Origin of the sequence: Streptacidiphilus sp. EB103A (genome assembly GCF_041261405.1) — a bacterium.
Lineage (GTDB): Bacteria > Actinomycetota > Actinomycetes > Streptomycetales > Streptomycetaceae > Streptacidiphilus.
Map to the genome: position 1 here is coordinate 176,206 of NZ_JBGCAQ010000015.1, position 21,797 is coordinate 198,002.

Below are 21,797 nucleotides of genomic sequence, written 5' to 3' on the forward strand. Positions count from 1 at the left end.
TCAGGGGGAGTTCCTACGGTACCGGTGAACCCAGGGAGCAGGACATCTGAGGAGGCGGTCGTGACGGCGTTTGTGCTGGTGTCGGGCAGTCATGTCGGCGGGTGGGTGTGGCCGGAGGTCGCCGCCCGGCTGCGGGAGTCGGGGGCGGAGGTGTTCCCGGCCACGCTCACCGGGCTGGGGAACCGCCGGCATCTGGCGAACCCCGGAACCGACCTGGACACCCACATCGAGGACCTGGTGCAGCTGATCGACCATGTGGACGCGCCGGAGCTGGTGATCGTCGGCCATGACACCGGCATCCACCCGGTGCTGGGCGCCACCGACCGGCGTCCGGAGCGGATCGCGAGAATCGTCCACCTGGACGCGGGCATCCCCCAGGACGGTGAGTCGGTGCTGGACCTGGTGCCCGACCAGACGGTGCGCGAGCGGCTGCTGCAGCAGGTGGGCGAGGGTGGGGGCGGCTGGCGGGTACCGCCGCCGACGCTGGAGGAGTGGGCGCTGCGCGGCAGCTTGGACGGCGTCCCCGAGGACGCGATGGCCCGGCTGACCTGCCTCGCGGCGCCGCAGCCGCTGGGCACGCTCACCCAGCCGCTTCGGCTCACCGGAGCCGGTGCCAAGCTGCCGACCAGCGGCATCCTCTGTACGTCCAACGGTTCGAGCATTGCCCTGGTGGAGACCGTGATGCAGTTCGGCGACCCGCGCTTCCAGGGGCTCAGCGACCCCAGGGTGGGTTTCTTCGAACTCGCCACCGGCCACTGGCCGATGCTCTCCTGCCCGGACGAGCTGGCCGAGATCCTGCTCCGGGCCGCGGCGGGGGAGGGCCACCGGCTGGCCACGACCGTCCGCGAGCAGTCCGCCCACCTGGGCCGCTTCCTCCTGGACGCGCCGGAGCGACCCCGGGAACGGCCCCGCGAGCGGATGGGCCGGGTCGATCTGCATCTGCCCGACGATCTTCAGGACGGCGAACACCCCCGCTCCGCCGTGGTGTTCGTCCACGGCGGCCCGATCTCCCCCGAACTGCGGCCCACCCCGCGGGACTCGGAGACCTTCCTCGGCTACGCCCGCCAGGTGGCGGCCCTGGGGGCGGTCGGCGCGACGCTGGACCACCGGCTGCACAGCCTCGCCGACTACGGGCAGGCCGCCGAGGACGTCGCCGAGGCGGTGGAGATGGTACGGGCCGATCCGCGGGTGGACGCCGAGCGCATCGCGCTGTGGTTCTTCTCCGGTGGTGGGCTGCTGTCGGCGGACTGGCTGGCGGCGCCCCCGGCCTGGCTGCGGTGCGTGGCGGCGAGCTATCCGATCCTGGCGCCGCTGCCGAACTGGGGACTGGGGCAGCCCCGGTTCCGACCGGCGGCCGCACTGAGCGGGGCAGGACGGCTGCCGATCGTGCTGACCCGGGTGGAGCTGGAGCAGCCGGTGATCGCGGCGACGGTCGCCGAGTTCCTGGCCGCGGCGGACGGCGCCGGTGCCGCCGTCGAGGTGGTGGACGTGCCGCTCGGGCACCACGGGTTCGAGACGATCGACCATACGGCTCCGGCCCGTGACGCGGTGCGCCGGGCGATCGGGTCCGTCCTGACCCATCTGCGGGCCTGACCGGGACGGGAGTCGGTCAGGATGCCTGGTCCAGGACGCCGGTGAGGGTTCCGGCCGAGGGGTCTGTCCAGGTGTGGGTGACGGTGCCGTCGGTGTTTCGGGTGAGGGTCTGCCGGGCTGCCCCGGTGGGGCAGTCGGGCGGGCTGCCTGACAGCGGGCGGCTGCGGAAGGTGAGTTGGTGGGAGTCGGCGCTCAGCAGGGTCCACGCGGTGGGGCAGAGCTCATGGTTGCCGGTCGCGGCGGTGTCCAGCACCACCTCGGTGGTGTACTCGTCGCCGATCGGCCCGGGTCGGACCGTGACCGCGTCCTCCCAGGAGCGGGATCCGTCGGCGTTCGCCAGGGTGCCCGACCAGGTGCCGTGGAAGTCGGCGGGGACGTTGTCCACCAGGGACCCGGTCGCACTGCGACCCGGCGCGGGCGGCTGGGGCGGCAGCAGCCGGGCCGACGCGGAGGGGACGGCCGCCGGGGTCGGCCCCGGCAGGCCGCCGACGACCCCGACCCGCTGGCCCCTGGTGATCAGCATGGCGACGCCGATCGTCATCACCGTGAACACGGTCGCGATGACGACGATCCCGCCGTCACGCAACCGGGCCTGACCCGCCATCACCCGTCGACCTCCCACGACCGCGGGACGGCAGCACCCGCGTCCCCTCCAGGGTGACGCGGTAACCGTCCTACAGCCAGAGGCGGGTGACGGTGGATCAGATGTCGGTGGATCAGATGTCGCGAAAAACCTCGATCTGGGCGCCGACGGAGTTGAGCCGGGCGGCCAGGTCCTCGTAGCCGCGGTTGATGACGTACACATTGCGCAGCACGGAGGTCCCCTCGGCGGCCAGCATGGCCAGCAGCAGGACCATGGCGGGACGCAGCGCCGGCGGGCACATCATCTCCGCGGCGCGCCAGCGGGTGGGGCCCTCGACCAGGACCCGGTGCGGGTCCATCAGCTGGACGTGGGCGCCGACCCGGTTGAGCTCGGTCAGGTAGACCGAACGGTTCTCGTACACCCAGTCGTGGACCAGGGTCGAGCCGTGGGCGCAGGCGGCGATGGCGGCGAAGAAGGGCAGGTTGTCGATGTTGATGCCGGGGAACGGCATCGGGTGGATCTTGTCGACCGGGGCGGTCAGCTTGGACGGGTGCACGGTGAGGTCGGTCAGCCGGGTGCGGCCGTTGTCGGCCGGGTACTCCGGGCTGCGGTCGCAGTCCAGGCCCATCTCGTCCAGGACGGCCAGCTCGATCTCGACGAACTCGATCGGGACCCGGCGGATCGTCAGCTCGGAGTTGGTGACCACCGCCGCGGTGAGCAGGCTCATCGCCTCGACCGGGTCCTCGGAGGGGGCGTAGTCGACGTCGGCGTCGATGACGGCGCGGCCGTGCACGATCAGGGTGGTGGTGCCGATGCCCTCGACATGCACGCCCAGGCGCTCCAGGAAGAAGCAGACGTCCTGCACCATGTAGTTGGCGCTGGCGTTGCGGATCACCGTGGTGCCGGGGTGCCGGGCGGCGGCGAGCAGCACGTTCTCGGTGACGGTGTCGCCGCGCTCGGTCAGCACGATCGCACGCTGCGGTTCGACCTCACGGTCGACGGTGGCCCGGTAGGTGCCGGTGGTGGCGCTGACATGGAGCCCGAAGTGGCGCAGCGCCGACAGGTGCGGCTGGACGGTGCGGGTGCCCAGGTCGCAGCCGCCGGCGTAGGGGATCTCGAAGCGGTCGGCGCGGTGCAGCAGCGGACCGAGGAACATCAGGATGCTTCGGGTGCGCCGGGCGGCTTCCTCGTCCATGGCGGAGAGGTCGAGGGTGGCCGGCGGGGTGATCTCCAGGTCGGTGCCGTCGTTGATCCAGCGGTGCCGCACGCCGATGCTGGCCAGCACCTCCAGCAGGCGGTAGACCTCCTCGATCCGGGCCGCGCCGCGCAGCGTGGTGCGGCCGGTGGTCAGCAGCGAGGCGCAGAGCAGGGCCACGCAGGCGTTCTTGCTGGTCCGTACGTCGATGGCACCGGACAGGGTGCGCCCGCCGACGACCCGCAGGTTCATCGGACCGGCGACGCCCAGCGAGACGATCTCGCTGTCGAGCGCTTCGCCGATCCGGGCGACCAGGTCCAGGCCGATGTTCTGGCCACCGGACTCGATGCGGGCCACGGCGCTCTGGGTGGTGCCGAGGGCGACGGCGAGCTGGGTCTGGGTCCAGCCCTTGTGCGTCCTGGCGGCACGGACGAGCTTGCCGATGCGGGAGAGGTAGTCGTCGGTCACCGCACGAACGTATCTCACGCGTGCGATGCAGTGCATCTCTGCTGGTCGTGCAGGGGGCCGTCCGGGTGAATCCGGCCGGACCGGTGCCTCGGTCACCCGGATGTCGAGCGGTCGCCCCATCGGGCACCTGACCTGGACCACGCCGCTCGACGGCGGCGCGGTGGCCAGGTTGCCCGCGGGCCTCGGCCCGGACGCCGACGACGGCGTGCGTGCTGGGACGATACAGCAGGGGCGCGATGCTGTACCGGTCACTTCCATTCGAACCGGTACGCCCGGTAGCTGTTCACCCCCGTGGGGAACGCGGCGTTGAAGAGCAGTTCGCCGGAACGGCTGAACTCGGAGACGTACGGCAGCGATCCCCAGCCGACGACGAGGTCGCCGTTGCGCAGCGTCTGCGCGTTCCCCTGCGAGGAGGCACTGAGCTTCGCCGGCTGGTCGGTCGAGCGCACCAGGGTCGCCTGGTGGGTCCTGGTGTTCAGGCGCACGGTGACCACGCGGCTGTACGGCAGCTCGGTGACGGCGCCGGTTCCGGTGTTCGCGACACCCGCGGACTCGTTGTCGAAGAAGGTGTACAGGCCGTTGCCGAGCGGCTGCGGGTCGTGCTGCCAGGAGAAGATCGTCCCGGCGCTGTTGAGCTCCTGGCCGGGTGCGGCCGTCAACGTGAACGAGCTCGCCTTGCCGCCGAGCTGCCAGACGATCCGGCCGGTGTGCCGGGACACCTCGTAGCTGGCCCAGGTGTTGCGAGCGTCGAGGAGCAGGTTCCCGTCGGTGTCGAGCTTGACGGCGTTGAGGTGGAACCAGTCCCACGGAGTGCTCGCCGAGGAGGGCAGTGGCTGCTCGCTCTGCGCGTACGGCACATGGTCGGCGCTGTTCCACTGGAACAGGACCTTGCCGGTGCGGATGTCGATCTCCTGCACGATCCCGTCGATCACTTTCTGGTCCGCCGGGCCGCCGATGGAAGTGAGGTCGGCGGTGGCCTCGGTGTAGGAGACGACCAGCCCGGTGTTCTGAGGCGTGATCAGGAACTCGTGGCCGTCGGCGGAGTAGCCGTTGCCGGCGCGGACCTCGGCGATCTTCCGGTAGTGGTCGTTGTAGACGTAGTCCACGCCGCTGGCCAGCCCGCCCAGACCGGTGCCCTGCCACCAGGTCAGCACCGGCTTGCCCTGGTACGTCTGCTTCCGGAAGTCGGCGTCCTGAAGGCCGGCCGGTGCCTTCTGCGACCAGACGGTCCTGGTGCCGGTCGGGTCGAGGATCTCGACGCCGCTGGCGTACTGGCTGTTGTTGGAGGACGGCGACACGAAGATGTCGCCGCTGCCGTCGGTTCCGGATGTGTCGGTCAGGACGGCCAACTTCGGCAGGGGCAGGCTTGCTGCTGCTGCTGTGGCTGAGGCTGAGGCTGAGGCTGAGGCTGTGGCTGCGGCGACCGGCAGCGAGCCGCCGAGGAGTGCGGCGGTGGCCGCGACGGTCAGGGCGGGCGTGGTCCAGGTGTTCTTGCGCATGGTGATCCTTGGGGAGGCGGCGGTACCGGGAGGCAGACTGAGAGGCAGGTGCATGCCAAATGCGCCCCGAGGCGCAGACCCGGGTCGAGTTCGTCAGTGGCCACGCGCCGTCACAGGGCGCGGGGGCGGGCCGACCGGTCAGGTACGGCGGGCATCCTGCGGGATGAGGTCTCTCAGCAGGAGCGACAGGCAGCAGAACAGACCCGCAGAAGGTCGATGTGACCGCGAGTCGTCAGGGCAAGGGAACGCTGCTGCATGCCCGGGAAGCTAGCGGGCGCGCGCCGCGAGAGTCAATGCCCCCGTCCGTATCGTGAACGACAGTTCAGGGCCGCAGAACGAGCTTCTTGCCCGGTGAGGCCGCCTGTGCGGCCCAGGCCTCGGCGACGTCGTCGAGCGGGTGGACGTCGCGGGCCAGGTCGAACCGGCCCGCCGCGGCGTGAGCGGCCACCTCGGCGTACGCGGCCGCGGACTGCTCCGGGGTGAGGGAGCCGCCGCTCAGGCCGAGCACCCTGAGCCTGGAGTGCCGCAGGGCTCCGGCATTCAGCGTGGCCTCGGCGCCGGCGCACTGGCCGACGTTGAGCAGTCGCCCGGCCGGGCGCAGCGCCGCCAGTGCGGGCTGGGCGTACGGGCCCCAGAGCGGGTCGACGACCACGTCCACCGGCCCGCCGGCCTTCTCCACGCGCGCGGCGAATCCGGCGGGGTCGGGGTCGAGCACAACGGTGCCGTCGACCAGGCCGGAGAGGTCCGAGAGCGCCGCGAGCCGGGTCTCGTCGCGTCCGGCGGCGATGATCCGTCCGGCGCCGAGCGCCCGGGCCAGATGCAGGAAGGCCTGGCCGAAGGCGCCGGTCGCGCCGAGGACGAGCACCGACTCGCCGGGGCGCAGTGCGGCCTCGTCCCGCAGACCGATCAGGGCGCTGATGCCCACCACCCCGATCGCGGCGGCCAGTTCGTCGCCGAGTGCGTCCGGGACCGGCGCGCAGGCCGGGTCCGGGACGGCGACGTACTCGGCGAGGGTGCCGTCGACGAAGCCGCCCGGTACCGAGACGCGGACCCGGGTGCCCGGGGTCAGCGTGTCGCTCTCCACCACCGTGCCTACGCCCTCGACCCCGGGAACGTGTGCGGGCTCCGGGCGGCCGAGCGGATGGCCGCCGCCGGAGATGAGCAGGTCGATCGGGTTGAGCGCCGCCGCCGTCACCCGGACCAGAGTCGCCCCCGGCGCCCGCCGCGGCTCGTCCCGTCCGCCGACCACTGGCGCCTGTCCGAGCTCGGCCACTACTGCTGCGCGCATCACGTCACTGCCCCTCACACCCCCGGCGTCGCCGCCGAGGTCGCCGCCCGCAACACCGCCTTCGCCGCCCTGGCCGAGCCGGACCTGCTGGCCATGGGCTGGCCCGAGGCACGCGCCGCAGCGCGCCTGGTGATCGCCATGTCCGCGGAGCTGGCCATGGACGAGATGGCCGACGGAAAGCGCGACGAGCGCGGCCGCGAGACGCTGTGGGCACTGCTGGCCCGGCTGGACCTGAACGCCGACCCGGCGGCCGCGACCGTCAACTGATGGCCCGGAGCCGACCGAGGGGCTGGCGGCGGAGCCGCTCGACAGCCAGGACCGTCTGCTCGTCCGCGGGGAGGAAGACGACCACCTGCTGGTCGTCGGAGGAGAGGTCGAGTGTTTCGCGGAGCAGTCTGAGCTCCTGCCCGGCCGGGTGCTTGAGGCGGAGGACCCCGCGCTGTGGAACCACGTGACGGTTCAGACGGCCGGTGAAGTCGGGACCGGCGACGGAGGCGAGTTCCGCGGTGAGCCATTCGGAGCTCTCGACGGACGGGCCGAGCCACAGGTCGAAGGCCTGCTGGTCCGCGATGTCGTCCCAGTCCGCGAAGAACTCGCGGGCGCGGGGGTCGGTGAAGACATAGCGGGTGAGGTTCGGAAAGTCGGTTTCGGCGTCGAGCAGCCCGGTTCCGCCGGTCACCGACTCGAAGCCGCTGGTGCGGGCGAGGATGTCGCCCAGCCGGTTGGTGACGACGGCGATGCCCGGTTCGAGCAGGCGGAGTGTCTCCAGGACGGAGGGCCGCACGTCCCGGCGGGGTGGTGCGGGCCGGGTCTGGGTGGGGCACTCACCGCCGGTGATCTTCGCCAGGTAGCGCATATGGCTGCGCTCCGTGGGGTCGAGGCTGAGCGCGTCGGCAAGCGCGTTCAGGATCGGCACCGAGGGATTGCGGTCGCGGCCCTGCTCGATGCGGGTCAGGTACTCGACGCTGACGCCGGCCCTCGTGGCGAGGTCCAGCCGCCGCAGACCCGGTGAGCGGCGGCGGCCGCGATCCGGCAGTCCCAGTGACTCCGGCTGGACGCTGTCGCGCTTGGCCCGGATGAAGTCCCCCAGCGGCGTACCCATGGTCCGAGGATATGGCGCTGCCCACGGACCGCGGCGTGCCCAGGCTGGCCCTGCTGGGGCCAGCCTGGGCACGGTCTGGCTGCGGCCGAGGTCCGGCCTGATCGTGAATGGGCATGGAGAACACGAACGAGCACAGGTCCAAGCCCAAGCCCAAGGCCAAGCCCAAGCTGCTGATCGTCGTCGGAAGCGTCCGGGAAGGACGGTTCGGGCCGGTTGTGGCCTCGTGGGTGGCCGAACAGGCGGACACCCACGGTGGCTTCGAGGTGGATGTCGTGGATCTGGCCGAGTACGACATCCCGTTGACGCTGCCTGCGGCGTCGCCGAAGTATGCCGGCGACGCATACCCCCGGCCGGCCGGGATGGCGGCGCTGACCTCGGCCCTGGCAGCGGCCGACGCATTCATCCTGGTGACGCCGGAGTACAACCACAGCTACCCCGCGTCGTTGAAGGCGGCCATCGACTGGCACTTCACCCAGTGGACCGCCAAGCCCGTCGCCTTCGCCAGCTACGGCGGCGCGGCCGGCGGCCGGCACGCCGTGCTGCACCTGGAGAACGTGCTGACCGAGTTGCACGCCGTGACGATCCGCGACGGTCTCACCTTCCCCAACTACTTCACGGCCTGGCAGGACGGCCGTCCGCTCGACCCTGCGGCTCCCGGATACGCCAAGACACTGCTCGACCAACTGCTCTGGTGGGCCGACGCGCTCCGCTCCGCGCGCGAGGCCGTCCCCTATCCGGCCTGACACGGCGACTCAGCGTGACCGTTGCTCCGTGATTAGGTCCGGCGTGTTACACAGGAGTTAATCAAAGGGGTATTTTGCATCGACTCAATCTCGGAATCATGGCGCAGTCGCGTAAGGAAAACGAGCACCGACTGCCGATCCACCCCGCGCATTTCGAGCGGATCGATCTCGACCTCCGTGCCCATATCCACCTTGAGCAGGGTTATGGCAAGCACTTCGGGATCTCCGACGAGCAGCTGGCGCCCTTCGTCGCCGGGCTGCTCCCACGGGCGGAGCTCATCGAGCAGAGCGATGTGGTGCTGCTGGCCAAGCCGATGCTGGAGGATGTCGCCGAACTGCGGGAGGGGCAGGTCCTGTGGGGCTGGCCGCACTGCGTCCAGGACGAGAAGGTCACCCAGACGGCGATCGACCACCACCTGACGCTCATCGCCTTCGAGGCGATGAACCACTGGACCAGCGACGGTTCGTTCAATCTGCATGTCTTCCACAAGAACAACGAGCTGGCCGGGTACTGCTCGGTGCTGCACGCCCTGCAGCTGCGCGGGTCCACCGGCGACTACGGCCGTCGGCTGCGCGCGGTCGTGATCGGCTTCGGCGCGACCGCCCGGGGGGCTGTGACCGCACTGAACTCCCTGGGCGTGCACAACGTCGACGTGCTCACCGCGCGCGGCGTCACCGCGGTCAGCTCACCGATCCACTCCGCGCGCATCGTGCAGTTCGACCACGACGAGGCGGACGACACCGCCGACCCGCGCCGTAGCCACGCCCTCACCGAGGACGGCCGGCAGCCGCTGGCGGACTTCCTCTCCGAGCACGACATCATCGTCAACTGCGTCCTGCAGGACACCAGCGCGCCGCTGACGTTCCTGATCGAGGAGGACCTCGCCCTGCTGGCGCCGGGGACCCTGGTCATCGACGTCTCCTGCGACGAGGGCATGGGATTCAGCTGGGCGCGGCCGACCACCTTCACCGAGCCGATGTTCACCGTCGGCGACAACGTGCACTACTACGGCGTGGACCACAGCCCCTCCTACCTGTGGAATTCCGCCACCTGGGAGAACAGTGAGGCGCTGATCCCATACCTGCGCGCGGTCCTGGACGGCCCCGGCAGCTGGGAGGCGGACGAGACCATCCGCCGCGCCATCGAGATCCGCGAAGGCACCATCCGCAACCCGGCGGTGCTGGCGTTCCAGCACCGGTCACCGGACTACCCCCACGCCAGGGCCTAGCGCATGACGCTTCGTCAGTAGCCGGAGCCGGCGGGGGGACCGGCGCGCCGTGGAGCGGATCCGGAGGACGGGGGCGGTGATCCGAGGGTCCCGCAAGCCGCCGGCCGGGGCGGGGCCGCTGCCAGGGGTGCACTGAGCGGGGGGAGTTCGGCCACAGCTGGGTCAGGGCAACTGGACAGCGGAGATATAGCCTGCTGGGACTGCTGGCTGCCTGCGCGCGGAGTTGAGACTTGAATTCCTCAACCTCCCCGTGCACCAGGAGAGTTCATGCACATACGTGCCCTCAGGACCCCGGCCCGCGCCCTTGCCGCGCTCGCTCTGGCCGCGCTCGGCGCGGTCACCGTCGCCGGCGGCGCCCAGGCCCAGCCGACTCACGGAGCGTCAACTCACTACGGAGTGAAGCCGATCACTTCGACGCACGGCATCCGGACGTTCGCGGCCTCCGCCGCCGCCGCCTCCGCCGACACGCTGAGCGTCGGTTCGTCGGCGAGCCAGGGTGTGGTCTCCCCGCACCCCAAGGTCTACCTGGTCTTCTGGGGCAAGCAGTGGTCCTCCTCCGACCCGGCGGGGGTGGCGACCGACCTGCAGAGCATGTTCAAGGGCCTGTACGGCAGCCAGGACACCTGGGGCACGATCCTCACCCAGTACTGCGAGGGCGTGGCGTCGGGCACCACCAACTGTGCGGGCAAGGGCATCCGCATCGCCCACCCGGCACACGCGCCGCTCGGCGGCACCTGGTTCGACAACGCCACCGCCGAGCCGACCAACGCGACCGCCGCCCAGCTCGCCGCGGAGGCCGTCAAGGCCGCCAAGCACTTCGGCAACACCAGCCAGACGCCCAACCTCAACGCGCAGTACGTCATCGTCTCGCCCACCAGGACCCACCCGGACGGCTTCCCCAGCAGCAATTTCTGTGCCTGGCACGACTTCACCGGCTCCGCGTACGGCAACCTCGCCTACACCAACCTGCCCTACGTCCCCGACCTGGGCGCGGGTTCCTGCACCACCTTCACCGACGGGCGGCTGCTCTCCGGGATCGAGTCCACCGAGACCCACGAGTACGCGGAGACCGTGACCGACTTCTGGCCGAGCAGCGGCTGGAACGGCGGCAACGGTGAGATCGGCGACGAGTGCGAGAACCTCGACGCCTATGTGAAGCTCACCACCGGCACCTTCGACCTCCAGGGTCTGTGGTCCAACCGCGCCAACGCCTGCGTCACCCACGGTTAGTCCGCCGCACCGGGCAATGTCCGGCCTGCCGCGACGTGATCGCCGTCCGGGGTCCTCCTCCTCGGACGACGGACGGCGATCACCCGGACCGCACAGCGGAGATATAGCCTCCTGAGACTGCCGGCGGCCCACGCTCCGCACGGAGACTTCAACTCCAGCGACCCCCATTCCGCAGGAGGAGAACCGGCGTGACGGCATCAGCAGTGAAGAACCGGGTGTTGCCCGTACTGGGCGCGGCGCTGGCCGCCGCGCTGCTCACCAGTGCACCGGTGGCGGCGACACCGCAGGGCCACGTGCACCCCGGCCGGTCGCACCCGGGCGTGATATCCGGCAAGAAACTGCACGAGGACAACATCTGGGGCGGGTATGTGGCCACCGGCACCAACTACCGGACGGTGAGCGCCTCCTGGGTGAACCCGCAGGTCGACTGCAGCGCCCGTGGCATCGCGTCCTGGTGGGTCGGATTCGACGGCTGGTCGACCACGACGGTCGAGCAGATCGGGGTGGACGCCGACTGCTCGAACGGAACCCTGAGCTACAACCCGTGGTGGGAGATGTATCCGCGGGACTCGAAGTACTTCTCCGAGCCGACCGCCGTCGGAGACCACATGACCGCCACCGTCACCCACAACCGGGGGCATTCCTACACCATGACGCTGGCCGACTCGACGGCCGGCTGGACCAGGTCCTTCACCTCGTCGCTGGCGGGCGCGGGCAATGACGGCGCCGAGGCCATCGTGGAACCCATAGGCAGTGCCACGGTCCCGGCGCTGCCGGACTTCGGCTCGCTGTCGTTCACCAAGGTCACCGTGGACCACAAGCCCATGGGCAGTGTCCCCACCGTCGAGAGCACCATCGGCCGTGGCTCGACCGTGCTGGCCACCACCGCGCCGCTGAGCGGCAGCACGTTCCGGATGACCTGGTTGCACAACTGATCGGGCGTGCCAGGGGAATCCGTGGACGAGGCGTTCCCCTGGCGCGGACCCCCTGGCACGGACCCCTGGCACGGACCCCTGGCAGGACGGCTCAGCTCAGCTGTCGACCCGGCCGTCGACGCGCCGGTGGTAGGCACGCACCAGGTGGGCGTGCAGCACGTGGGCGTGTGCGGCGACGGCGGACCGCGCTCGCCAGCAGAGGACGAGGTCCCGGGTCAGCGGAGTGCCGCGGAGCGGCCGGTGCACCACTCCCGTGGACGGCGGCGACAGCGGACCGGCCAGCCCGATGCCGCCGCCGGTGCGGATCAGATGGGCGATCGCCGCCGGTTCGGCCGCCTCGTGCCGGGTGGCGGGGACGAATCCGGCGAGGGTACACGCCGCCCGCAGGGACTCGTACAGTCCTCCCAGTTCACCAGGGCCACTCGGCGCCGTGACGATCCAGTCGGCGCCTGCCAACTCGGCCAGATCCAGCTCGGGTCGACCGGCGAGCGGATGGTTCTCGGGCAGGACGACGAGAACCGGCTCGCCGGTGACGATCGGCCTGGCCTCGACGCCGTCCGGCGGCGCCGCCTCCGCGCCGGGACAGTCGATGACCACGGCAAGATCGGCGCCGTCACCGGAGAGCGCGGAAAGGGCTTCGGCGGGGGAACCCTGACGGACCGACAACCGCTGTCCCGGCCACACCGCCTGGACCGCGTCCATCAGGTCGGTCAGCAACTCGGCGGGCACGGCGGCGATCCGGCAGAGCTCCGGCTCACCGGGGGCCGCCAGTTCCGCTGCCCGCCTGCGCAATGCGTCGAACCGGTCGGTCACATCACGCGCGCCGGTGACGAAATGGCTGCCGAGTTCGGACGGCCACACCGCGTCCCCCGCGCGGGCGAACAGCGGGCCGCCGACGGCCTGTTCGATCCGGCGCAGTCGTGCCTCCAGCGCGATCTGCGAAACCTGGAGCGCTGCCGCGGCCTTGCGCAGGCTGCGCTGCTCGGCCACCACGAGCACCACGGTCAGATGGCGCAACTCGATCTGCATCGTGACCTCCCTGCCGTAGTGACGAATCCTGTCATGCCCGTCACATCTGTGGGGGTTGATCCCGGTCGCTGATCATTCGTAGACTCGCCGGATGACGGCCCCTGGCCTACGCGTCGACCTGCGCCATCTGCGCGTGCTGCTGGAGATCGAACGGTCCGGCAGCATTCGCCGGGCGGCAGCCGTGCTGAGGATCGCCCAACCCGCGCTGACCGCTCAGGTGCGGCGGATCGAACAGGCGCTGGGCGGCCCGGTGTTCACCAGGACCGGTCGTGGCATCCAGCTCACCGAGCTGGGCCGGTACGTCCTCGGCGCGAGCCGCGAGATCGTCGATGCCTTCGACGGCCTGCTCACCGAAACCGCCGCGCTCGCGGACCGGACAGCCGACATCCGGCCGGTCCGGGTGGCCGCCATGCCGGAGCTGGATGTCCACACCATGCTGACCGCGCTGACCGCGCTGCTGCCCGGCGCCGTGATCGCGACCCGGCAACTCGCCACGCTGACCGCGGGCATCGACATGCTGGCCGGCGACGATGCCGATCTGGCTCTGCTGTACGACTTCCCCGGTACCCCGATCGTCCTGCCCGAGCGGGTCGGCCGCATCGATGTCGTACCGGTCGAGCCCGCCCTGCTGGCCCTGCCGAGGCGCCATCCGCTGGCCGCGCTCGATGAAGTGCCGCTGGCCGCGCTGGCCGACGAACCGTGGATCGTCGGCGACGACCCCGACGCCAGCGGCCGTCGGCTGCTGTTCCACCGGGTGTGCCAGCGCGCCGGGTTCACGCCGAGGGTGCGGCACCGGCTGATGAACTGCGAGGTCGTGCTCCCGCTGGTGCGCCGTGGCGACGGCCTCGCGATGGTGCACCCGATGTGCATCCCCCCGGCGGACGTCGTTCTCCGTCCGCTGACCGGCAGCCCGATATTCCGGTCGATCGTGCTCTGCTGGCAACGAAACTCCGTGGTCGACGAGATCGTCGCCGGCGTCGCCGCCCAACTGGTCACGGCGTACCACGCCAGACTCAGTCTCCGCCCGGCCTACCGGCGCTGGTGGCTCACCAACCAGGGCCCGCTGCTGGCCGAGGCCGAGGCGCACACCCCGCGGCCCAAACCGTGCGTGGAGCCGGAACCGGTGCCGTGAGTGACAGGGCATGTGTCGATCCGGTAGCCGCCCGGGGGCATCCGGGCGGCACCCCACCGCTCAGGCGAGCTTCGCCGCGGCCTGCTTGATCAGATCGGCGACGACTCCCGGCTGCGACACGTAGATCGCGTGGCTGCCGGGCGTCTCGGAGACGGTGGCGCCGATGCGCTGTGCCATCGAGGCCTGCGCGGCGGGCGGGATCATCCGGTCCTCGGTGACGTGCAGGTACCAGCTGGGCTTCGCGTGCCAGGCGGCCTTCGTCACCGTGCCGCCGAGCGCGTCCAGCCCCCAGGGCACCTGCGAGTCGGCCATGAACGCCGCCTCCTGGGCGGAGACGTCGCCGGCGAACGAGTCGTGGAACTTGTCGCGGTCCAGGAAGAGGTAGCCGTTGACCGGGGGCAGGATGGGCGGCTGCGGCCCGTCGGTCGGGAACGTGCCCAGCAGCGTGTTGACCGACTCGCCCTGGTCGGGCGCGAAGGCCGTGACGTAGACGAGCGCCGCGACCTTGTCGTGGTTGCCGGCCTCGGTGATCACCGCACCGCCGTACGAGTGGCCGACGAGCACGACCGGGCCGTCGGCGCCGTCGAGCACATCGCGGGTGACCGCGACGTCGTCGGCGAGCGACTTGGTCGGGTTCTGCACGATCCGCACCTCGAAGCCGTCGGCCGTCAGCGCGTCGTGGACTCCGCGCCATCCGGCACCGTCGACAAAACCGCCGTGCACGAGAACGATGGTCGCATTCATGGCGTCTCCTTCCAGATCTGGTGGACGGGAGCGAATCTACGGACGTCACGGAGGCGGCGAATCCGTCAGATGACTGTCTTCGGCGGGCCGCGCAGTAGGGTCTGCACGTGCCGGGTCGGGTGTCGAACGTGTCGAGCGGACGCCTCGTCGGGCGTGCGCGCGAGCTGGGCGTACTTCAGGGCTTCGTCGACGCCGTGGCGGCGGACGGCGGCTCCCTGCTCGTCGTCGGCGAGGCCGGCATGGGCAAGACGTCGCTCCTCGACGCCGCGGCCGCCCACGCCGCTGAGCTCGGCATACGCGTGCTGCGCGCGTCCGGCGTCGAGTTCGAGGCGGAGGTGAGCTTCGCCGGGCTCCATCAGCTGGTCGCTCCGCTGGCCGCCGAGCTGGCCGTGCTCCCACCCGATTCCCGACGCGCGATCGGGGTCGCCGTGGGCCTCGCCGAGGGGCCCGCCCCCGACCAGCTGGCGCTGACGAACGCGCTGCTCGCCCTGCTGTCCGGTGCCGCCGACCAGGCCCCGCTGCTGGTGGTGGTCGACGACCTGCAGTGGCTCGACCGGGCCAGCGCCACCCTGTTCGGCATCCTCGCGCGGCGGCTGGGCGGCACGGGCATCGGCCTGCTCGGCGTCGTGCGCACCGGTGAGGGCAGCGTGTTCGAGGACGCCGGACTCGCCGAGATCGCCATCGGACCGCTCGACGACGACGCCGCGACGGCGGTCCTCGCCGAGGCGTTCCCCGAGCTGCCGCCCCGGGCGGCCCGGCAGGTACTCACCGAGGCTCAGGGCAACCCGCTGGCGCTGATCGAGCTTCCGGCGCACGTCGGCCCGGCCGCCGCCGAATCCCCGCTCGGCCGCACCTCCGTCGGCCGACGGCTGCAGCTGGCCTTCGCCCGGCGGATCGACGGGCTCCCCGCCGGGACGCGGGCCCAACTGCTGCTCGCGGCGCTCGACGGGACCGGCGAGCTGTTCCCGTCGATCTCGGTCGGTGAGCTCGAACCGGCCGAGCGCGCCCGGCTGATCCGCATTCATCCGGTCACCCGCGGCGTCCAGTTCCGGCATCCGCTCACCCGTTCCGCGGTCGTCGAGCTGTCGACCGAGGAAGAACGCCGCGAGGCGCATCGGCGGCTGGCGGGACGGCATCCGGCGGGCTCCGAGCGGCGCGCATGGCATCTCGCGGAGGCCGCGTCGGCGCCCGACGAGCAGATCGCGCAACTGCTGGAGGAGGCCGCGCTGCGGACGAAGGGGCGCGGAGACCCGGTCGGCGCCATCGGACTGCTGCTGCGCGCGGCCGAGCTGAGCCCGGGCCCCGACGACCACTACCGCCGCGCCATGTTCGCGACCTACCTCGGCGCCGACGTCACCGGGGATCTCACCGACCCGCAGGCACTCGTCGCCGAACACGGCGGGGGCGGGCAGGGCGGGCTGGGTCACACGGTGGCGGCCGCCGTCGCCGCCGCTGCCTACATGGTGAACAGTGGGGGCGACGTCGACACCGTCCACCGGGTGCTGCTCGGCGCACTGCGCAACACCGGCCGGCCGACAGCGGCCTGGGACGCGCTGCTCAGCGAGATCGTCTACGTCCTGCAGGCGAACTCCTCCTTCGGTTCCCGCGCCGAGCTGGTGGACGACTACTGGGCCGCCCTCGACCGGCTCGGCCTCGATCCCCCGGAGGGCCTGGCCCTGCTCGGCAACACGTTCCTCGAACCCGCGCGACGGGCCGGACCGTCGCTCCCGCTGCTCGACGAGGCGATCGCCGGCATCGGCGAGCAGGCCGACCACGCCCACGCCGTGCGGCTGGGCATCGCGGCGCTGTACGTGGACCGGATCGCCGGATGCCGCAGCGCCCTCTGGCGGGTGATCGGGCACGGCCGCAGCGGCGGCGCGGTCGCGTCGGCGATCAAGGTGTTCGTGCTGCTGGGGTTCGACGGCGTGCTGAGCGGCGACTGGGACGGCGTACTGGAGCTGGCCGAGGAGGGGCTCGCCCTCACAACCCGGCACCACTACCGGCTGCTCGGCGGCTTCCTGCAGTACGACCGGGCGATGGTCGCCGCCGCCCGCGGCGACCGCGAGACCGTCCGGCAGCTCGCCGACGGCCTGGTGGCCTGGGCGGCGCCGAACCGTATCGGCTTCGTGCTCCAGCTCGCCGCGCACGCGAAGGCCGTCGACGCGCTGAGCAACGGCGAGTTCGAGACCGCCTACCGTCACGCGGTCGAGATCTGCTCGCCCGGGACGGTGCCCGCCCACAAGCCCGCGGCGCTGTGGGTCCTGCTCGACCTCGTCGAGGCGGCCGTCCGGGCCGGGCGGACGGCTGAGGCGAGAGCGCACATCGACGACATCCGTCGATCGGGCGTCGCCGACCTCTCGCCCCGGCTCGCCCTGATCGCGGGCGGCGCGACGGGGATGACCGCCCCGGCCGCGTCGTTCCGCGAAGCGTTCGACACGGCGCTGGCGACCCCGGGTGCGAGCCGCTGGCCGTTCGCCCAGGCGCGGATCCGGCTCGCGTACGCCGAACGCCTCCGCCGGGCGAAGTCCACCACCGAGGCCCGCCACCAGCTGACGAACGCCCTCGATGCCTTCGAGCGACTCGGCGCCGCCCCCTGGGCGGCCCGGGCGCGCGCCGAACTCCGCGCAAGCGGAACACCCATCGCCCACCCCCCATCCGGTCCGGCCGCCCCGCTGACCCCGCAGGAGCGCGAGATCGCCGCCCTCGCCGCCTCAGGCCTGACGAACAAACAGATCGGCGAACGCCTCAACCTCTCCCCCCGCACGGTGAGTTCCCACCTCTACCACCTGTTCCCCAAGCTCGGCATCAGCTCGCGGGCAGCACTACGGGACGCGCTCGGAGAGGCCTGACTACCCCGGTGACTGCGGGTGCCCGCCGCCCGTGCGGCGGTCGGAGGCGTCCGGGGTGACAACCCACCGCTCGCCACACGCCGCCGCCCCGTCGGCCCTGCCGCTCCCCAGCCCCAAGCGCCTCCAGGACCTTTCATGTACATCTGTTACATTGAATACATGAGCGAGCCCGTGATTGAGTCCATGGCGGAGGTCCGCAGCCACCTTGCCGATGTCATCGACCGGGCGCGTCGTGACGAGACTCCGACGATCATCACCCGGCGGGGCAAGCAGGAGGCCGTGGTGATCGACATCGAGGAGTACCAGCGCCTCCGGCGGATAGCGGACGATGCCGAGGAGTCCTGGTTGAACAGACTGGCTGACGAGTCGGAGGCAGAGGGACTGCAGGGCTCCGTCACGCTGGAGGAGATGGCGGCTCTTCTTCGCGGCAAGGAGAGCTGATGTCCGATGGGATACGTCACGCGCTTCACTCCGCATGCCCAGCGTGAGCTGTTGAAGATCGAGCGACCCGACGCCTTGCGCATTCTGCGTCGGCTCGCCGAACTGCAGAAGGCGATGGACGGCGGCGACACTACGGCGTTCGACGTCAAGGCATTGCAGGGGCATGCGGCCCGATGGCGCCTCAGGGTTGGTGACTACCGTGTGGTCTACACCGTCGAAAACGGCCGACTGATCGTCTGGGTCCTGGCCGTGGGCAACCGAGGCGACATCTACCGCCAGATCCCTTAGCAATCCAGGCTGGTTCCCGGACTCGGACGGGTGCCCACACGACGTAGGGCCCGACCGCGGTGCGGTCGGGCCCTACGTCTGCCCTGGTGGGCGGATGCGGAGGATACGAGATTCGAACTCGTGAGGGGTTGCCCCCACCACGCTTTCCTATTCTCCTCAGTGCCGTTCACCCGGATTCGCACCCGTCCTGAACCAGCCCGCCCCGCTCTGGGTTCTTCGTCAGATCCCGAGGTCGCTCAGGAACTTGTCGGTGTATCCCAGTGGTGTCGTGCTGGAGACGGAGTCGCAGGTGGGGGACGCAAAGGTGTCGGAGCAGGGCGTGTCCCGGTCCAATGACCAGTAGTGCAGGCCGGCCAGGCCGTTGCTGACCGCGTACGACGTCAGCGTGTTCACGTCCGCGGTGGTGAAGATCTCGCTGGTGGCGTCGTTCATGCCGATCATCGGCGTCACGGCGATCTTGCTCGCCGGGATTCCGTAGGTGTGTTCCAGGTTCTTCACCGCCTGGATCGCCGACTGCGCCATCTCGCAACTGCCGGAGGTGACGACGCACACGCTGCTGGACGCGTTGCCGTAGTCCATGGTCATCAGGTTGATGACGTAGTTCGTCAGGCTGGAGCCCTTCACCGCCTGGACGACCTCGTTGCCGAGCGAGTTCACCCCGCCGTAGCTCCCGTCGGATGCGCCCAGGGTGGCGAGCGTGAACGAGAACTGCAGCTTCGGATACTGCGCCTGTGCCCCCGCCGCAGCGGCGACCAGGTTCTGAATGTCCGACTGGCTCTGGCCGCCTTCGATGTCGAAGTCGATGCCGACCAGGTTCGGGCTGGCGTAGCGGGCGATGAAGGATTCCATGCCGGCCGTCGAGGCGCAGGTGAAGGTCCCCGCCGCACCGCCGGTCGAAACGACGTAGTTCAGGTTGGCGGCGTGGAGTTGGGGCACGTTCTCCGCGGCCAGGTTGGCACCCGAGACGCCTCCCCAGGTCTCGCTGCCACAGGAGCCGGTGGCGAACGCGAGCGTGAGCGCGGGCAGCTTCGGGACGTACTGCGACACCAGGCTCCCGGAACCCACTACCGGCAGGACGGAGCCGGACGCGGCCGACTGCATCTGGTAGGTGTTCCAGTTCATGTTGATGGTGACGTCCTTGTACGGGCTGAAGAGCAGGCCGCTCACCGAGCCGGTACCGGTGCCGGTCCCCCCGCCCCCTCCGCCGCCCCCTGACGATCCGCCGGTACACGCGCCGTTGGACGTCCACGGCTGCCCGGAACCGCTTCCGCCGTTGTTCGTGGCCGGGTCGTTGCCCTGGGTCCAGTAGTTGGCGGTGTAGTCGATCCCGTTCTCGCTGGCCTGCTGGCCGCCGGTGTAGACGGTGGAGGAGCTCCACGCCGCCGCGCACGTGGCGGCCGCCTGCGCGGCGGGCGCCGTGGCCACCGCGATGACCGATCCACCGACCGCCAGCCCGAAGGCCGAGCCGGCTATGAGTGCTGAGCGAAGAATCCGTCTTCCGACCTGCATGAACCCTCCAAGGGGGAGAGGAGCTATGGCGATCGCACCGTCACCTTGTCGGTGGGCTGACAAGGTGACTCACTTTGTACGTGGGGGTGAACAGATTGGTCAAGACCATTCACCAGATTGGTACAGACCATCTCGCATGCACGGTGGAGCGGGAGCGGCGAGAACGCGCCCAACGGGACGTCAAGGTCGACCGGATCGAGCGAACAGCCCCGCGGCCAGCGGGTTCCCCAAACTGCCACCTTCCATCGGGTCGGCCAGCGGGCGTCCATCGCTTGATTGCGACCGTTGAGCTGCTCTTGTTGCCGGGCCTGATCGCGGCGCACCGGCCCGGCAGCTGAAGATGACGTCGCACCGCCGATTGTGCCCCGTCGGCCCCGCTGCCCGACGAACCCGTAGCGCGGGGCGATGCGGAACGCGGACCGTTGCCCAAATATTACCGTGCGTGTCCGATCTGCACTCTGACGGCTGTCCTGAAAGCGGTGGGCCGGAGTCATTTCAGCGGGTCGGCATCGATTCGGGAAGGTGATCGATATATATGAGACGGGCGGGTTCGAGTAGGGGAATTCTCGCCCGCTAGGGGTGATTCTTTAGCTAGCCGAATATCGGCCAATATCCTGAGGCTGGGTTTTCCCGCCCGATGCTGCGCGCAGGATGGTGAGCGCGTGCCGGCGGTGGGCCGGTCGGACCGAGGGGGTTGGCACTGTGGGGACGGACGGGACCGAGACGGCTTGGTGGGTGCAAGGGGCAGTAGCGGAGTGGTTGGCCAGGGCCGATGCGAAGGCATCCTTCGTGCTGACACTGCAGTCGACGGCATTGGCGGTGCTGGGTCTGCTTGCCAGTTCGAATCACGCGGCTTCCGGGGGTGGGAGTGTTGCCGCGAAGGTCTTGATCGTCATTGGTGTGCTGTGCATGGTGGTTGGTGTGGGATTCGCCACTTCGGCAATTCTGCCGAGTCTCGGAAAAGGCAGGGAGCAGCGGGGAACGCATCGCGACTTCATGTTCTTCGGCCATGCCCGGAACCTGGATTCGGCAGTCCTGGAGCGTGCCTTCCGGGAGAGGGATCCGTTGCCCGCGCTGGCCCGACAGGTGGTGGTGCTGAGCGAACTGGCCTGGGTGAAGCACCGGCGCGTGCAGTGGTCGCTGCTCCACGCAGTCGGCGGATGCGTGGCGTTCGGCCTCGCCGCGATCGTGGGATGACGGCTCCGGTGGGCATGGTGAACTTTCGCTCCCTGGTGCCGCCGGAAGCGTGGCGAGACCTTGTCGACCGCGGGCGGAGGCGGACCTATCAGCGGGGGTCGCTGTTGCTCCGTCAGGGCGAGTCGCCGGATTCGGTTATCGCCCTGGTCGAGGGACAGGTGCGGGTGTCGCAACTCAACGAGCGCGGAGACGAGTTGGTTCTGATGCTGCGCGGGCCGGGCGAGTTGCTCGGAGAGATGGGGATCCTCGTGGGGCGGCCGCGGTCGGCCAGCGTGACGGCGGCGCAGCGCTGTGTGGGCATGGTGCTGCCAGCCCATGCGTTCCGCGGCTACGTCGACCGCCACGGACTCCAAGCGGTGATCTACCAGTTGACCGTAGAGCGGCTGAACAGCCATGAGCGGCTGCGAGTGGGGCTGCTGCACAGCAGCCCGGTGGCCCGGATTGCCAGTGTGGTGAGCTTGCTGGCCGAGGAGTTGGGGAGGCCGGATGGGGACGCGGTGGTAGTGGATCTGGGGGTGGCGCGCGCCGAGCTGGCTGCCATGGCTGCGATGAAGCGGTCCTCGGCTGCAGCGGCGCTGCGCTCCCTTCAGGCGGCCGGAGTCCTCTCGCTGGCCCGGAGGCGTCTGATCGTCACCGACCCTGGGCAGCTGGCAGCGGCTGCCCGAGGGGAGGCGTACGGGAGGGCGCCTGACGTTCTGTGACCCCGCTCACGTCCGTAGCGTCCAGCGCTGGACGTTCTTGCC

At 70.6% G+C, this 21,797-nt stretch carries 20 protein-coding genes and 1 tRNA gene; 12 read left to right on the forward strand and 9 right to left on the reverse strand.

The genetic code is table 11. The features are described from left to right. The first annotated feature begins 60 nt into the window (after positions 1 to 60). Positions 61 to 1,593 carry an alpha/beta hydrolase gene (locus ABH941_RS25035; protein WP_370131720.1) on the forward strand — a complete coding sequence of 511 codons (1,533 nt, stop codon included), beginning with the start codon at positions 61 to 63 and terminating at the stop codon, positions 1,591 to 1,593. Between the two features lie 16 nt (positions 1,594 to 1,609). Here the strand turns inward: ABH941_RS25035 and ABH941_RS25040 are convergent, their stop codons facing one another. The 4 genes from ABH941_RS25040 to ABH941_RS25055 form a co-directional block, all read right to left on the reverse strand. Continuing rightward, positions 1,610 to 2,197: a hypothetical protein gene (locus ABH941_RS25040; RefSeq protein WP_370131721.1), complete on the reverse strand. Its 588-nt coding sequence runs from the start codon at positions 2,195 to 2,197 to the stop codon at positions 1,610 to 1,612. A 112-nt stretch (positions 2,198 to 2,309) separates the two neighbouring features. Further along, the gene (locus ABH941_RS25045) at positions 2,310 to 3,839 is read right to left on the reverse strand and encodes a UDP-N-acetylglucosamine 1-carboxyvinyltransferase (RefSeq protein WP_134003034.1); all 1,530 of its coding nucleotides are present in this window, start codon (positions 3,837 to 3,839) and stop codon (positions 2,310 to 2,312) included. 248 nt (positions 3,840 to 4,087) lie between these two features. Then, positions 4,088 to 5,338 carry an arylsulfotransferase family protein gene (locus ABH941_RS25050; RefSeq protein ID WP_370131722.1) on the reverse strand — a complete coding sequence of 417 codons (1,251 nt, stop codon included), beginning with the start codon at positions 5,336 to 5,338 and terminating at the stop codon, positions 4,088 to 4,090. Between the two features lie 322 nt (positions 5,339 to 5,660). Continuing rightward, positions 5,661 to 6,533: a zinc-binding alcohol dehydrogenase family protein gene (locus tag ABH941_RS25055; RefSeq protein WP_370131723.1), complete on the reverse strand. Its 873-nt coding sequence runs from the start codon at positions 6,531 to 6,533 to the stop codon at positions 5,661 to 5,663. Between ABH941_RS25055 and ABH941_RS25060 the strand changes: the two genes are divergently transcribed. Next, positions 6,480 to 6,893, forward strand: coding sequence for a hypothetical protein (locus ABH941_RS25060; protein WP_370131724.1), 414 nt, complete (start codon positions 6,480 to 6,482; stop codon positions 6,891 to 6,893). The two genes, ABH941_RS25055 and ABH941_RS25060, sit on opposite strands and share 54 nt — an antisense overlap. Here ABH941_RS25060 and ABH941_RS25065 read toward each other — a convergent pair. Then, complete coding sequence (locus ABH941_RS25065; protein WP_370131725.1) at positions 6,886 to 7,728, reverse strand: helix-turn-helix domain-containing protein; 843 nt, start codon at positions 7,726 to 7,728, stop codon at positions 6,886 to 6,888. The two genes, ABH941_RS25060 and ABH941_RS25065, sit on opposite strands and share 8 nt — an antisense overlap. A gap of 113 nt (positions 7,729 to 7,841) precedes the next feature. Between ABH941_RS25065 and ABH941_RS25070 the strand changes: the two genes are divergently transcribed. The 4 genes from ABH941_RS25070 (at position 7,842) to ABH941_RS25085 (ending at position 11,865) form a co-directional block, all read left to right on the forward strand. Next, positions 7,842 to 8,471: an NADPH-dependent FMN reductase gene (locus ABH941_RS25070; protein ID WP_370131726.1), complete on the forward strand. Its 630-nt coding sequence runs from the start codon at positions 7,842 to 7,844 to the stop codon at positions 8,469 to 8,471. Positions 8,472 to 8,545: 74 nt separating this feature from the next. Further along, positions 8,546 to 9,700, forward strand: coding sequence for a N(5)-(carboxyethyl)ornithine synthase (locus ABH941_RS25075; protein ID WP_370131727.1), 1,155 nt, complete (start codon positions 8,546 to 8,548; stop codon positions 9,698 to 9,700). A gap of 267 nt (positions 9,701 to 9,967) precedes the next feature. Continuing rightward, on the forward strand, positions 9,968 to 10,930 hold the full coding sequence (locus ABH941_RS25080) for a hypothetical protein (protein WP_370131728.1): 963 nt from the start codon (positions 9,968 to 9,970) through the stop codon (positions 10,928 to 10,930). Between the two features lie 188 nt (positions 10,931 to 11,118). Then, positions 11,119 to 11,865: a G1 family glutamic endopeptidase gene (locus ABH941_RS25085; RefSeq protein WP_370131729.1), complete on the forward strand. Its 747-nt coding sequence runs from the start codon at positions 11,119 to 11,121 to the stop codon at positions 11,863 to 11,865. Positions 11,866 to 11,961: 96 nt separating this feature from the next. Here ABH941_RS25085 and ABH941_RS25090 read toward each other — a convergent pair whose 3' ends face one another. Then, complete coding sequence (locus tag ABH941_RS25090) at positions 11,962 to 12,894, reverse strand: LysR family transcriptional regulator (protein WP_370131730.1); 933 nt, start codon at positions 12,892 to 12,894, stop codon at positions 11,962 to 11,964. Positions 12,895 to 12,985: 91 nt separating this feature from the next. On the opposite strand from ABH941_RS25090, the gene ABH941_RS25095 reads away from it, so the two are divergent. Further along, positions 12,986 to 14,026: a LysR family transcriptional regulator gene (locus ABH941_RS25095; protein WP_370131731.1), complete on the forward strand. Its 1,041-nt coding sequence runs from the start codon at positions 12,986 to 12,988 to the stop codon at positions 14,024 to 14,026. Positions 14,027 to 14,086: 60 nt separating this feature from the next. On the opposite strand, the gene ABH941_RS25100 is transcribed toward ABH941_RS25095, so the two are convergent. Beyond that, complete coding sequence (locus ABH941_RS25100) at positions 14,087 to 14,770, reverse strand: alpha/beta fold hydrolase (protein WP_370131732.1); 684 nt, start codon at positions 14,768 to 14,770, stop codon at positions 14,087 to 14,089. A gap of 128 nt (positions 14,771 to 14,898) precedes the next feature. On the opposite strand from ABH941_RS25100, the gene ABH941_RS25105 reads away from it, so the two are divergent. The 3 genes from ABH941_RS25105 (at position 14,899) to ABH941_RS25115 (ending at position 18,348) form a co-directional block, all read left to right on the forward strand. After that, a complete protein-coding gene (locus tag ABH941_RS25105; protein ID WP_370131733.1) occupies positions 14,899 to 17,619 on the forward strand; it encodes an AAA family ATPase in 2,721 nt (906 codons plus the stop codon). A 159-nt stretch (positions 17,620 to 17,778) separates the two neighbouring features. Then, the gene (locus ABH941_RS25110) at positions 17,779 to 18,060 is read left to right on the forward strand and encodes a type II toxin-antitoxin system Phd/YefM family antitoxin (protein ID WP_370131734.1); all 282 of its coding nucleotides are present in this window, start codon (positions 17,779 to 17,781) and stop codon (positions 18,058 to 18,060) included. A 6-nt stretch (positions 18,061 to 18,066) separates the two neighbouring features. Further along, positions 18,067 to 18,348, forward strand: a complete 282-nt coding sequence (locus ABH941_RS25115; protein WP_370131735.1) for a type II toxin-antitoxin system RelE/ParE family toxin — start codon at positions 18,067 to 18,069, stop codon at positions 18,346 to 18,348. Positions 18,349 to 18,443: 95 nt separating this feature from the next. Here the strand turns inward: ABH941_RS25115 and ABH941_RS25120 are convergent. Together ABH941_RS25120 and ABH941_RS25125 are read right to left on the reverse strand one after the other, a co-directional pair. After that, positions 18,444 to 18,554, reverse strand: a tRNA-OTHER gene (locus ABH941_RS25120). 13 nt (positions 18,555 to 18,567) lie between these two features. Further along, entirely contained in the window at positions 18,568 to 19,857 is a 1,290-nt protein-coding gene (locus tag ABH941_RS25125; protein WP_370131736.1) for a carbohydrate-binding protein, read from the reverse strand. Between the two features lie 789 nt (positions 19,858 to 20,646). Here ABH941_RS25125 and ABH941_RS25130 point away from each other — a divergent pair. Further along, positions 20,647 to 21,054 carry a Pycsar system effector family protein gene (locus ABH941_RS25130; RefSeq protein WP_370131737.1) on the forward strand — a complete coding sequence of 136 codons (408 nt, stop codon included), beginning with the start codon at positions 20,647 to 20,649 and terminating at the stop codon, positions 21,052 to 21,054. Then, positions 21,051 to 21,755: a Crp/Fnr family transcriptional regulator gene (locus ABH941_RS25135; RefSeq protein ID WP_370131738.1), complete on the forward strand. Its 705-nt coding sequence runs from the start codon at positions 21,051 to 21,053 to the stop codon at positions 21,753 to 21,755. Before ABH941_RS25130 ends, ABH941_RS25135 begins: the two co-directional genes overlap by 4 nt. The last annotated feature ends 42 nt before the right edge of the window (positions 21,756 to 21,797 follow it).